At 65.3% G+C, this 12,704-nt stretch carries 9 protein-coding genes and 1 tRNA gene; 6 read left to right on the plus strand and 4 right to left on the minus strand.

All coding sequences use genetic code 11. The features are described from left to right. Positions 1-74 precede the first annotated feature (74 nt). The gene (locus tag NE234_RS41275; RefSeq protein WP_252786613.1) at positions 75-3,386 is read left to right on the plus strand and encodes a type ISP restriction/modification enzyme; all 3,312 of its coding nucleotides are present in this window, start codon (positions 75-77) and stop codon (positions 3,384-3,386) included. A 175-nt stretch (positions 3,387-3,561) separates the two neighbouring features. Here NE234_RS41275 and NE234_RS41280 read toward each other — a convergent pair whose 3' ends face one another. The 3 genes from NE234_RS41280 to NE234_RS41290 all read right to left on the minus strand — a co-directional run bounded on the left by NE234_RS41280 (position 3,562) and on the right by NE234_RS41290 (position 7,377). Further along, positions 3,562-4,554 carry a restriction endonuclease gene (locus tag NE234_RS41280; RefSeq protein ID WP_252786614.1) on the minus strand — a complete coding sequence of 331 codons (993 nt, stop codon included), beginning with the start codon at positions 4,552-4,554 and terminating at the stop codon, positions 3,562-3,564. 139 nt (positions 4,555-4,693) lie between these two features. Continuing rightward, positions 4,694-6,817, minus strand: coding sequence for a hypothetical protein (locus tag NE234_RS41285; RefSeq protein ID WP_252786615.1), 2,124 nt, complete (start codon positions 6,815-6,817; stop codon positions 4,694-4,696). A 487-nt stretch (positions 6,818-7,304) separates the two neighbouring features. Further along, positions 7,305-7,377 (minus strand) — tRNA-Lys (locus NE234_RS41290). A 422-nt stretch (positions 7,378-7,799) separates the two neighbouring features. Between NE234_RS41290 and NE234_RS41295 the strand changes: the two genes are divergently transcribed. The 4 genes from NE234_RS41295 (at position 7,800) to NE234_RS41315 (ending at position 10,636) form a co-directional block, all read left to right on the plus strand. Further along, complete coding sequence (locus tag NE234_RS41295) at positions 7,800-8,117, plus strand: helix-turn-helix domain-containing protein (protein WP_252786616.1); 318 nt, start codon at positions 7,800-7,802, stop codon at positions 8,115-8,117. Between the two features lie 232 nt (positions 8,118-8,349). Continuing rightward, on the plus strand, positions 8,350-9,288 hold the full coding sequence (locus NE234_RS41300) for a tyrosine-type recombinase/integrase (RefSeq protein ID WP_252786617.1): 939 nt from the start codon (positions 8,350-8,352) through the stop codon (positions 9,286-9,288). Positions 9,289-9,780: 492 nt separating this feature from the next. Further along, complete coding sequence (locus NE234_RS41310; RefSeq protein WP_252786618.1) at positions 9,781-10,107, plus strand: hypothetical protein; 327 nt, start codon at positions 9,781-9,783, stop codon at positions 10,105-10,107. Positions 10,108-10,153: 46 nt separating this feature from the next. Beyond that, positions 10,154-10,636, plus strand: coding sequence for a hypothetical protein (locus NE234_RS41315; RefSeq protein ID WP_252786619.1), 483 nt, complete (start codon positions 10,154-10,156; stop codon positions 10,634-10,636). Between the two features lie 377 nt (positions 10,637-11,013). Here the strand turns inward: NE234_RS41315 and NE234_RS41320 are convergent, their stop codons facing one another. Further along, positions 11,014-11,622 (minus strand): TetR/AcrR family transcriptional regulator, encoded by a 609-nt coding sequence (locus tag NE234_RS41320; protein ID WP_252786620.1) that lies wholly within the window; start codon positions 11,620-11,622, stop codon positions 11,014-11,016. A 54-nt stretch (positions 11,623-11,676) separates the two neighbouring features. Between NE234_RS41320 and NE234_RS41325 the strand changes: the two genes are divergently transcribed. Then, complete coding sequence (locus NE234_RS41325) at positions 11,677-12,516, plus strand: patatin-like phospholipase family protein (RefSeq protein ID WP_252786621.1); 840 nt, start codon at positions 11,677-11,679, stop codon at positions 12,514-12,516. The last annotated feature ends 188 nt before the right edge of the window (positions 12,517-12,704 follow it).

Here is a 12,704-nt window from a genome sequence, read left to right on the forward strand (position 1 = left end):
TGGAACGCTCCGAGTTGACCAGTAGATGTTTTAGTTGACAGATCGCCCGTATCCCCTCATCTTGATTGGGCTGTATGCCTGCGACGTTTCCCCCCGCGCCGTTGTTGTCCCTGGTCGAGCAGGCCGTCTCCCGTTTCGGCGCGGCCGCAGCCGCGAAACTGCGAGGTGGCGGCAGCCCGGAGGATCAGCTGCGCGCCCCCTTGGAACGATTGTTCGAGGAGGTCGCCGGGGCACTCGGGGTGTCGGTCACGATGGTCGGGGAGATGTCGCTGGCCACGCTGGGAGTGCGTCCGGACTACGCGGTGGATGTGGCCGGCGCGCGGGTGGGCTACATCGAGCTGAAGGCGCCCGGCCGGGGGGTGCCGAGTACCTGGACGCCGAGCCGGCACGACAAGGCCCAGTGGGAGAAGCTGCGGCTGCTGCCGAACGTGCTCTACAGCGACGGCGTGCAGTGGGCGCTGTACCGCGACGGTGAGCTGTTCGGTCAGGTCGCCCGGCTGGAGGGCGACATCCGCAAGGCCGGGGCCAAGCTCAAGCCCGCCGGCGGGGAGTTCGCCCGGGTACTGGCCGACTTCTTGTTGTGGAATCCCGAGCCGCCGCGGAGCGTCCGGCAGCTGGTGCGGGCGGTCGCCGGGCTGTGTAAGCTGCTGCGCACCGAGGTGGCCGAGACCATCGCCCGCGAACAGCGCGGCGAGGAGGCCACGAAGGTCTTCACCGAGTTGACCATCGACTGGCGGCGGCTGCTGTTCCCTGGCCTGACGCACGAAGAGTTTGCCGACGCCTACGCCCAGACCGTCACCTTCGGCCTGCTGCTGGCCCGCGTGGACGGAATCGCGTTCGAAGGCCGTAGCCTCGGGCAGATCGCCGCCCAGCTTGGCAAGTCCCACTCGCTCATGGGCAAGGCGTTGGACGTCCTCACCCACGAGACCGTCGAGGGCCGCAGTATCGTCGTCGAGACCCTCAAACGCATCATCGGCGTCGTCGACTGGAACGAGATCAGCGACGGATCCGCCGACTCCTACCTGCACCTGTACGAGCAGTTCCTCGAGGTCTACGACGCCGACCTACGCCGCCAAAGCGGCTCGTACTACACCCCGAACGAGGTCGTGTCGTTCATGGTGCGCTTCACCGAGGACATCCTGCGGTCCCGGTTCGGCCGCGCCGGTGGATACTCCGCCGACGACGTCGTGGTGGTCGACCCGGCGATGGGCACCGGCACCTACCTGCTCAACATCATCGACCGCGTCGCCCACACCGTCGAAGACGAGGAAGGCCCCGGTGCCGTCCCCGGGCAGCTGAAGAAGCTGTTCGGCCGGCTGATCGGGCTGGAGCGGCAGACCGGACCGTTCGCCGTCGCCGAGCTACGCCTGAACCAGGCGCTGAAGACCGAGCACAAGGCCGAGATCGCCGACCAGGACCAGAAGCTCTTCGTCACCGACACCCTGGATAGTCCGTTCGAGGACACCCATCTTGACCTGGGGTCGATGTACGAGCCGATCGTGCGCGCCCGCCGGGAGGCCAACCGCGTCAAGCGCGAGACCCGCGTCCAGGTCGTCATCGGCAACCCGCCCTACCGCGAACGCGCCAAGGGGCTCGGCGGCTGGATCGAAAACGGCGCACAGAACTCCGGGCACGGCATCCCCCTACGCGACTTCAAGGCCCTGGGGAGGGGCAGGTACGAGTTCAACCTCGCCAATCTGTACGTCTACTTCTGGCGGTGGGCGACCTGGAAAGTCTTCGACGCCCACCCAGATCAGCCCAGCGGCATCGTCGCATTCATCACCACCTCCGGCTACACCACCGGCCCCGGCTTCGCCGGCATGCGCGAATACCTGCGCCGCACCGCCGACGAAGGCTGGATCATCGACCTGTCACCCGAAGGCCACCAGCCCGAGGTCAACACCCGCGTCTTCCCCGGCGTGCAACACCCTTTGTGTATCGGTATCTTCGCTCGCTACGGCGACGGCAGCCCTGACACCCCAGCCCGGATCCACCATCTGAGCATCGCTGGCCATCGCACCGCCAAGTTCGCCCGGCTCGGCGCGCTCGCCCTCGAGGACCCGACAGCGTGGACCGACTGCGCAACCGGCTGGCAAGACCGCCTCCAACCGGCGGGCGACGCCGAGTGGCTCAGCTATCCGCTGCTCGGCGACCTGATGCCCTGGGCGGTTACCGGCGTGAACCCTAACCGGACGTGGGTATATGCACCTCACACCGATGTGCTGAAACGGCGCTGGGCCCGGCTCATCGATGCCCCGGCCGATGCCAGGTCGGCGCTATTGAAAGAAACCCGTGACCGTACCATCAGTTCCAACCCTCGCGCCCTCCCAGAGGAGTCTCGGCCCTCCCGATCGCTGAACGAGGAGACTGCGCGTACACCGAACTTGGTTCGGACCGCCTACCGCAGCTTTGACCGCCAGCCCTTGATCTACGACTCCCGTGTCCTCGACTATGCCCGCCCGGTGCTCTGGCAGGTATCTGGAGGCTCGCAGGTCTATGTCAATGAACAGCACGCCCATCCCATAACACGCGGTCCCGGCCTGGTCTTCACCGCGCTCGTACCTAACGTTGACCACTTCAAGGGAAGCGCAGGCGGGCGGGTGCTGCCCCTGTACCGGGACCGGGTAGGGCTGGCCGCGAACCTCGCCCCTCGGCTGACCCGTCTACTGGCCGAGCGGCTCGACCGTACGGTCACCGCTGCTGACCTGCTCGCCTACATTGCCGCAGTGACCGCCCACTCCGACTACACCGCGGCCTTCCGCGAGGAGTTGCGCACGCCTGGCGTACGCGTACCATTGACCGCCGACGCCGAGCTGTGGGAGGAGTCGGTGCGGCTCGGCCGACGGGTGCTGTGGCTGCACACCTACGGCGAACGCTTCACCGACCCCGCCGACGGCCGCCCACCGGGCCCGCCCCGCGCTGCTTCCGCCGACCGGCCCAAGGTGCAGGTTGCGATCCCCGGCACCGCCGAGGACATGCCGGACGACATCTCCTACGACCCCGACACCGCCACCTTGCACGTCGGTGCCGGGCAGATCGCCCCCGTACGCCCGGAGGTCTGGGACTACGAGGTGTCCGGGATGCGGGTCATCAAGAAGTGGTTCGGCTACCGCAAGAAGAACCCGGCTGGCCGCCGCTCCTCCCCGCTCGACGACATTCATCTCGACACCTGGCCAGCCGACTACACCACCGACCTGCTGCAGCTGCTGAACGTGCTCACCCTCTGCGTCGAACTCGAGCCTGACCAAGGGCAGCTCCTCGCGCGGGTGACCGCAGGACCGCTCGTCACGGTCGCCGACCTTGAAGCCGCCCGAGTGTTGCCTGTATCGGCCGCGGTCCGGAAACCACCGGCACCCGAGGAGCCCGACCAGCCCGGCCTGCTGTAACGCTTCCATGCCGGTCAGGTCGAGCGCAGCCGACCGATAAAAGAGACGCTGCCGTACCACCGGTTCGGCCACTGAGGTGTGGGCGTTTGATCCTTCAGTCGGTCGAACGCAAGCGTCATTCAGAGGCTCTGCCCAGGCCGCTAGATGTCAGGGCGGTGAGTTTGCCGCCGAGGCCTCAGGATGGCGAAGGCAAATCGAATGTGAGGTCCATTCCGCGCGGCAGGGTCTTGCCGGCAGAGTCGACTGTGACGCCGAGTGTGGACCCATCGGGAGTCATGTGGAACCCGACCGTAACCCGGCATTCATTCGACGTAATCGTGGCCTCTGCATTCTCCATCATCGTGCCTGAGTCGGCCTGGTATAGGTAACGGCGGATCGGGACTTGGTTCTCATCGTAAGAAAAAAGAGCGTCGAGTTGTATCGAATCTACATCGACCAAGCCGGTGTCGACCGGGAGTGCGAACCTGGCGTCACCCTCAAAGTCGATGGTCAAAAGGATGCGCTTCTCTTCGCCAGGGGGTACGTCGGAGAGCATGGTGTCGAACCGGGCGCCGAAGTGCGGCATCAGGTCCAAGATATCGTCTACCGATACCAGCGTGAAGCTCGTCTTATGCGCGAATATCTTACTGTCTTGATTAATGCCTTCGTCGGATATTCGCAGTGCACTGATTTTCTCCAGGATTGAAGTGAGGGTCGTCGGGTCGATCTTTGTCGTTGGCTCGCCTAGGTGAACGGATATTCTAACGGCGTTGATATAACGCGTCCTGTGGTCGATGGTCTGGTCGGTAAGCCAGTCGAAGACGACGTGCGGCTCAAGCTCTTCGAGCGACCGGAGGTCGATTTGCTTCGACTTGGCGAGGTTCCGCGCACTAGCTGAAAAGCCGCTGGCTGACACCGCTACGGCCTTGTCTGCGCCCACGTCTTCCCGCTTGGAAGCGAGTTGTTCGATCCAAGTGACGTCCTGGGGTTTCGTACGGTCCCGGCATTCAATGATGACAAGGACACTGATCGAGCCGACTCGGGATCGCAAGGATACGTCGACTTCACGCGCAGTTCCTGAATGTCGGCCCTTAATATAGTCGGGTGACCGAATCTCGACCGGCGCACCTGCTAGCAACTGCTCAAGCGCCTTCACGAGTAGCTCTAGCGAACGGCCTGCTCTTGGCACGAACTCTCCTTATCGGTCAGCGTCTAGTCATAAGCCGATGTTATCGGGTCTGTCCACGTGTCTTACATCCCCGGCCTACCGAGAAGTCATATAAAAGTGGCGTCTGTGCATGGTGGTGGACGGCGAATGGGAGGCAAGCCTAGAGGGCGAAAGGGCGGAGTTCGGCATACCCCAGGACGATCAACGATAGCCCGTTGGAATCACAGCGGCTCTGGGCGTACGCCTTGGTCTCTTCGGGAACCTCGTCGACCGCTGCCAGCAGGTGGACATCAGCGCCCAGGCGTTTGCTCAGTTCGACGTCACGGTCGATCTGGTCGTGGTTGAACTCGGCGGCTTGTGCCTTGACTTCGCCGGAGATTATCCGTCGCTGGTGGATCCCGAAGATATCGACCTCGGCTGGCCGGTCGGCGTCGCTGAGGTCGACGTTGATGCCGGGGAGAAACCAGGAGTGCTCGTGCTGGCGCTTGAGGTGGGCTATGGCCAGCAGGTGGGGCAACACGCCCTGGTCGGCCGCTCGGTCGATGATGCTGTTCAGCCGGTAGTACACCGTTAGCGTGGCGCCGGTGCTGTACGGAGCCGACGTTCCGCATCCGCTGCACCGGCCCTGTCCGGCTGTGGCGGTGAACGGTACGAAGCTGCGGATGCCGCAGGCGGGGCAATACAGCTCCAAGCCGCGCTCGGCCCAACCGAGTTCGCACAGGCGCTCTAGGACCTGAGGCGCGTTCGCCTGGCCCGTCCAGTTGAGCTTGTCGGCGCTGAGGTATCGGCGTTCCCGGCGGCCGCCCCACTGCTCGGCCAGGTCGACGAGGTCCTCGTGCACCGCGCCGGCGGCTCGAAGTCGCTCCAATTCGCGGTGCAGTTCCTTGGTTCGAGGCGTCCTGAGTTTGGCGATGGCCTCGTATATCCCTCGTCCGAGCAGTGCCGCAGTGTCACTGCTGCTCTGAAGCGCCGCGCCGAGCTGTCCCTTGTCGGACAGGACATGCCCGCTGCTCACCTCGGCCAGGACGCTGTTAACCGCTTCGGGTAGACCCGGTAGGTGAAGCTCGAAGCGGTATTCATGTTGCGCCATGGTGTGCAGCTGGATGCTGCCGCGGTGCCAGACAGCACCGGTCGTAACCAGGCTCGCGACCGACGTTCGTTCGGGCAGCGCATCGAAGGGCGCACCGGACAGCCGTACGAGGACCCGACCCGGCCCGCGAAACGGCACCGGTGAAGCGAAACGCACGGTCGTGGTGTCCTCGAACAGATGGACGTCGAGATCGGTGGCCTGGCCGTATGAGCGTTCGAAGACCATCAAGCGCCGGACATCGAGGCCCGTGCGGTAGGTGAATGGAGGCTGCCGTAGCGGAGGCGGAGGAGACTGGTTGGCTGACCGCGGCTCCTCCTCGCTGAGGCGCAGACCAAGCAGGTCGGCCGTGTCACGGAGAACCGACTCGTCCACATGCAGGCTGCACACCGTGACGTCGGGCGCGAATTCGTCCGGTCGCCGGAGTACGTGTGCGAGTTGGTCGGGGAAGTTCAGCCAGTGCTGCACCTGTCTGGCTGGCAGCAACACCATAGGAACCGGGTTGAAACGCAGTGACCGCAGTGCCCGGAGATTCCAAAAGAACAAGCAGTCCTCGAGATCGTCGGGCTCGGTGACCCACACGATTGCGGGGCAGGGCCACGGCCCTCCACGAGCAGTGTCCTCTGCGAACTCCACGACCGTGCGGTCCAGCAAAGTGTCCCCGCGTAGCTGGGCGCGTGCGACCTGGTCGTCAGTTCGCGGCCTGATCGGCTGCGTGAGTTCGGGAACCGACCTCAGGTCGGAGAGGTGTTCGTCGGTAAGGTCACCTGCCGCGACCGCCTCCCAAAGGGAACCGTTATCGCACGCCATCCAGTCGGTCCGTGTGTCCGGTGCCGGTATTCCGACGTGGCCTGGGTGGGTGGAGAAACTTGCGGTTCCCATCGCATCGATCTGTGCCAAGGGGACGACATCAAGATCCAATTGAGAAGCTGCAGTGGCAGCGTCCTCATCGACCACATCCACGTTAACAGCGCCATCCGCACCCGTCAGCGCCGCTACCTCCAGCCACCAGTCAGCGACCTTCCCTCCAGCTGGTACCGGCACGATCGGTTCGGTCATCCCGCCCCACCGGGTGCAGGCTTCCTGGATCGCGCGTCGAAACCCGGCAGCGCTGCCCTCGCTGATCAAATAGACAGCGCGTGCCGGGAGCACGGCGGCGCGTACGGTTTCCTGGCCTAGATAATCCACAGCGACCACCCGGCCAGCATGACAGCCCCCACTGACACCACAGAGCACGTTTCGTGCTTGATACTCCAGCCGCACTTGGGGATCTTGGCTCGGTGAGCGGTGCTGAAGCTCTGTCAGATGGTGGTGGCGGCGGTCGGGCTGATGCTGTGGCCATCGAAGTCTTCGGTTGCCGTTGGAGCGACTGTCTGTCCCGGCTGGAGAGCCTTCCAGGCGTGCGCTGCGGGGAGCGGCTTGGCAGGGGGATGTCCGGCCACGCCCCGGGGCGATGACACGCCAGTTGATCGCTTGCCGCCACAGACGGCGTACCGGTATCCGCTGCCGGACCGCCGAGTGGGGCCGCCGGCCGTGGTGGCGTGCATCGTCCAGGCGGTGCGCGGGGGCGGATGTGTCATGATCCGGCATGCGAGCAACCATGGAGCAACCATGGTCGCTAAACCAGGCAAAACGGACGCTGGGCGCTCTCGGTCGGAACCGAGAACGCCCAGGTCAGGACGGGTGCGCCGCCAGGGACTTGAACCCCGAACCCGCGGATTAAGAGTCCGCTGGCCCGGCGTGACTGCTTGAGGCGCGAGTGTGCCTGCCTACCCGTTGTTACCTCGCCGAAGGGCGTGCCGACGTGCGAGGTGACGTGCCTAAGAGCGTGCCTAGATGCCGGGCCGCGTGCCTACGGTGTGCCCAGGTTGGCCGTGGACGTGCGTGGGACCTGCCGTCACGTGTCGACGGGCGTGTCTAAGGCCGTGCCGACGGCCGGCTGATGGTGTGCCTATGAGCGCGCCTAAGAAATGCCCACGCCATCGGGTTCTCTCGTGGCGTGCCGTTCGAGACGTGGACGTGCAGAAGCACCCGCCATGTCATTCACTCTCGCTCTCACAAGGCGATCGGATGAGAAGAGCCAGGCCGAGCGCTCCCAAAATCGTGCGTTGAACGTTGCCTTCTACAGGCCAGCGCTACCAGAGGCGGCCTGCGCACGGCTGCCCCAGGAGGCGGTCGTATGAGCAAGGGCGATGCCCGATTCCACGAACTTGACGACAGCGGCCAAGTGGAGCGTCGATCGGCTAGGCCCAACGGCCGCACGCCGGAACGCGATTCTTCGTGCCGAACGAGCGGTGCTCGACGCGGAGCGCTTGGAGGGTCTAACCGGCTCCTCACGGTGGCCCAGGTCGCTGAGTACCTCGGGATACCTGAAAAGACCGTCTATCAACGCTGGCGCCCATGGGGGCTCACCGCCTACAAGGTGGGACGCCATCTGAGGTTCCGCGAACGGGATATCGAAGCGTGGCTTGAACGGCAGGAGGTGCCTGGAACATGACCGCAACCCCAAGCACTCCGCACCCTAGTCGGTCCGGGAGCACAGCGTGGCCGCGGTCCTGAAACGGTGCTCCTGCCCACCGACACGATGGCGGTCCTGCAAACACCCATGGATAGTTCGATACAGAACTCCCGGAGGACGGTCAGGGCGACAGCGCCAACGATCGTTCGGGCAGGACAAACGCGAAGCCGAGGACTTTGCGCTCAAGGTCGAGCACGACAAGCGCGCACGCGTGTTCGTCGACCCAAAAGAAGGCGAAATCCTCTTCAAGACCTATGCCCAGGAGTGGCTCAGGCATCGAATCATCGCCGACAGCAGCAGCGACACCTACGCTTCGGTGCTTCGGACTCACATCTATCCCGCCCTCGGCGGCAAGAAGCTCAACACGGTGCGGCGGCAGGACATCAAGAACCTCGTCACCGCCATGCGTTCAGACGGGATCGGTGCAAGCCGAGTCCATACCGCTCACCTTGTCATCAACGCGATCTTCAACGAAGCGGTCCGTGACAAGAAACTCGCCGAGTCACCTTGCAGCGACATCGAACTGCCGGACGTCACCACGGCGAAGGACTTCATAGCACCGACACATGCCCAACTCGAGGCACTGGCCGCCGGCCTTCCCGGCGACTGGGAAGCCACGGTATGGATTATGCAGGGATGCGGCCTGCGCATTGGTGAAGTACTCGCCCTCAACATCCGGTGCCGTGTGGGGGAGGGTCAGACCCTGCGAATCACTGAGCAGGTCAATCCCACCGCCCAGCTACGACCGTTGAAGTTCCGCAAGGCGGGGGAGTACCGCGACATCCCGCTCCCTCGCTATGTCTCCGACGCGATCGACAAGCACCTGGCCGACCACGGCACCAGCCGGAACGGCTACCTCTTCCGCGGCCGCAAGAAGGAACTGGTGACACGCAACACCTATCGCGAGCACTTCACGGCCGCAGTGAAGCACGCAGGTCTTCCGGACGGGTTCGTGCCGCACTCGCTGCGTCATTACTACGCCTCGCTCGCCCTGTCCCGAGGAATCCCCATCACCGATGTCTCCCGCTGGCTGGGGCACAAGAGCATCGAGGTGACCTACCGGATCTACGGTCACCTGGTGCCTGGATCATGGGAACGCGCACGAGAAGTCCTCGACGCCGCCTACCGTGATGGCCAAACGGGCCGATGACCGGCCCGTGCTGACCCCGTGCTGACCCAGCCCACCCACACACAGCCCCTACCTGCGAAAACTGCCGTGCACAGCAGGATCTTCACGATCTTCGAGGGAACGTCGGAGATCCAGCGCCTCGTCATCGGCCGCACGATTACAGGACTGCCGGTCAGATAGCGTTGCTGCGTGGTGACCGCCGGGGGTCGGTGACCTCTACCGTGTCAATGTCGTCCCGATCAATCGCTGACCTGTGACTTCTTGAGAAACGCCAGGTCAGTGGGTGCCGATGAGATTCTTTGGCGTGGTTCAGCAACCATGAGTGCTCCCGGTGCTCCCCGCTCCCGGAGGGAGCATGGGAGCACGGATGGGGAGCATTGCGGGAGCACTGCCAGGTCACGCATGCCCGGGCTTGTCGATGATTCGGGGAAGCCGGCGGTTTTCGAGAGGATGTGGGCATGCGATCGGCATTGGGTGCCGATCGCATGCCTACGAAGTGCCTAAGCATGGTGCGTGACGCCGTGGTCGGCGGTCGAAAGACAGAAAGAAACCGGTATTCCGGATTCCTGTCAGCCATGCCTGGTCGGCTGTGGCTCCGCTACCAAGAGCGGCTCGGCAGCGGATTGGTCCGTCCGCGGCGGCACGGACCAGTTGGTGATCGACCGCGCCACTGCCGAGAGTGCACTGCCCACGGCCGCAGATCTCGGTGCCGGCTGGGGCGGTATTCCCGCAGGCCGGCCCGCGATTCCGCTGTGTATGCATGACGTGGATGACAAGGCCGTCTTCGCGCCCGATGGCGAAGGCCGGGAGTTCACGGAAACGGCCCTGGAAGGGCCTTGATCATTCGTGTGCGGAACGCCGGTGCCGTGCACCATCATGGTTAAGCATGCGGGACGAACCGGACAATATGCGGTCGCTCGGAGCCGGATTGGTCTTGGCGTCGGCGCGCGGGCTTCTCACGGGCGTCGTAGCGCTGCTGATCGCCGGAACGGTCGGGATGGCCGTCATCGTGGTGGGCCTCGAACAGCCATATGGGTTTGTTGAGGGGCCGGTACGGGGCTCCTTCGGGCGGATGGTGTTCGCCGCGTTCCTGACGCCCGCTCTGGCCGCGGTCACAGGCGTTCAGGCGGCGAAGCTGTTGCGGCTGCCATCCCCCCGCGCGTTCGCGCATCTGGGATGGCCGGTCCTGTTGGTCACGCTGTGGATCCTGCTCGAGTTGATGAATGACGAGCCGATGGAGAGCATCGGACGCGTGTTCTTGAACGCCTTCGTGATCACGTTCCTGCTGCTGCCGTACCCGATCCTCGCGTGCGCCCGCACTGCCAGGGCACGGGCGGCCCTACGGCCCGCCGACGACGGCGAACGGTAGGGCAGCGGATCGACGGGCACACCGATCCTGTTCCCAGCACTCCACGATGAGCTGGAGCGCGGCGCCCAGCGCGCGAGACGGCGGAAGGCAGGCGGCAACCGCGATCACACTTCCACATCGACGGCGAGCCTTCAGCCTGGAGTTCGGGCAAGTTACTCATCGATCATGGAGCGCTGCCCGCACAGGAACCAGCAATCCTGGCCAAGGGCCTGCATACCTTTGACCAACCCGTCCGCGCCTGGCAACGTTCAGGATGAACGAGCCGTTCCGGACTCGTACGTCGTGAGCATGCTCAATAACGTGATGGCGGTCTCCACCATCACCGTTCAATTCCTTGACCGCCAGGCTGCTCAATTAGCCGATGGCAGCCGGTGCGATCAGCTCGGCCGCCCGTGGCGAGAGGTGCCGGCAGATTGCGCTGCGTGGTAGCTGGTCTGCGGGGAAACACCCATGATCGTGAGAACCCGGTTGCGCAGGGTGTGTTCGTCGGTCGCCTGCTCTCCGGTGGCGGTCTTCCAGAGGAGGTAAGCCAGGCCGCTTTCGGCACGCAGCCGCACGTCCGGGGCGGGGCCGGTCACCTTTTCCAGCCGAGCGGTCAGGGCGTCGGTCATGGGAGTGAGCTTGGCCTCGCGTGCCACCTGCGCCAGTTCCGAATCCGGCTCGCTCAAGCAGGCGGCGACCAGCCGGCCCAGGCCGCGGGGCATGGCTTCGGCGATGCGTTCCAGGGCGGAGACCAGATCGGCCAGCGGGTCGCCGACCCCCTCCGTCTCATGCCGTGACACGTCGGCCCGCAGGGCCGCCATGACCAGGTCCTTCTTACCGGCCCACCGCCGGTACAGGGCGCCGAGTCCGATACCCGCCGACTCCGCGACATCCTTCATCCGCAGTCCGTCGTAGCCGCGCTCCGCCAGCAGGGCCAAGGCGTGTTCGCGGGCCAGAGAGTCGATGTCGGGGCGGCGGGGACGGCCGCGGTGCACAGTCTCCATGTCTTTACGGTAACGTGCATTATCGAAAATGGCGATTACCGGAAAGGAGCTTCCATGAGCACGACCCGCGCGCTCGTCCTCGGCGGGGGTGGCATCACCGGCATCGGCTGGGAGGTAGGCGTACTGGCCGGCCTGCTCGACGAGGGCGTCGATCTGCGCGGTGCGGACACGGTGATCGGAACTTCCGCCGGCTCCTTCGTCGGCGCGAACTACACATCGGGCACCGACTGGGAAGCCCTCTTCGCCGACCAGGCACACGCGGGGGAGTACGAGCCGGTGATGCGCACCGATCCTGGCGTCTACGAGGGCTGGGCCGAGGCGTTCCGCTCCGGTGCGGGCGATCCCGAAGCGGTGGGCGCCGCCTTCGGCCGGGTGGCCCGCAAGTACGGTGCGGGTGTCGATGCCGAGACCCGCCTCGGCGTGGTGCGGGCGCGACTGCGCACCTCGCAGTGGCCTGCCAACCTGCGCATCGCGGTCACCGACGCCGACACCGGCCGCCTTCGGCTGCTCGGCCCGGACGCGGGCATCTCCATCGAGGCCGCCACCGCGGCCAGCGGCGCCGTCCCCGGCATCTGGCCCAGCGTCCGGTTCGACGGCCGCGAATGGATCGACGCCGGCATGGTCTCCGCTGCCAACGCCACGCTCGCGGCCGGGCACGACCGCATCATCGTCTTCGCCCCGATGCATGGAGGGTACGCGGGCATCCCCAGCGCCCAGGACGACGTAGCCCGCCTCAACGACAACGCCCGCGCCTTCCTGTCCGTCCCCGACGAGGTTAGCCGCGAGGCGATCGGATCCAACCCTTACGACCCCGACCGCGCCCGGGTCGCTGCGGAGGCCGGACGCCGCCAGGGCCGTGTCATCGCCGCTGACGTGGCGGCGATCTGGGGCTGACAGCCTGCCCGGCCGCCGGCGGGCGGCCGGCTCTGCCCGTGCCTGCAGCTGGCGGCCTGCCTAAGAGGTCCTAACAAAATGATCACTTTGGTCCCACGGTGGCTGCCGGGCAGCTTTGATCATCTTCCGTGAAGAAGGGCGAGCAGCCTCCGTGGATCGTGCGGGACAGCCTGTGGGAGCGGATCGAG

The organism is Actinoallomurus rhizosphaericola, from assembly GCF_024055675.1.
GTDB classification, from domain to species: domain Bacteria; phylum Actinomycetota; class Actinomycetes; order Streptosporangiales; family Streptosporangiaceae; genus Actinoallomurus; species Actinoallomurus soli.

What these genes read in the sequence shown, in the direction of transcription:
- NE234_RS41275 (WP_252786613.1), top strand. Translation starts at nt 75, where the DNA reads ATGCCTGCGACGTTTCCCCCCGCGCCGTTGTTGTCCCTGGTCGAGCAG.
- NE234_RS41295 (WP_252786616.1), top strand. Translation starts at nt 7,800, where the DNA reads ATGAGCAAGGGCGATGCCCGATTCCACGAACTTGACGACAGCGGCCAA.
- NE234_RS41315 (WP_252786619.1), top strand. Translation starts at nt 10,154, where the DNA reads ATGCGGGACGAACCGGACAATATGCGGTCGCTCGGAGCCGGATTGGTC.
- NE234_RS41320 (WP_252786620.1), bottom strand. Translation starts at nt 11,622, where the DNA reads ATGGAGACTGTGCACCGCGGCCGTCCCCGCCGCCCCGACATCGACTCT.
- NE234_RS41325 (WP_252786621.1), top strand. Translation starts at nt 11,677, where the DNA reads ATGAGCACGACCCGCGCGCTCGTCCTCGGCGGGGGTGGCATCACCGGC.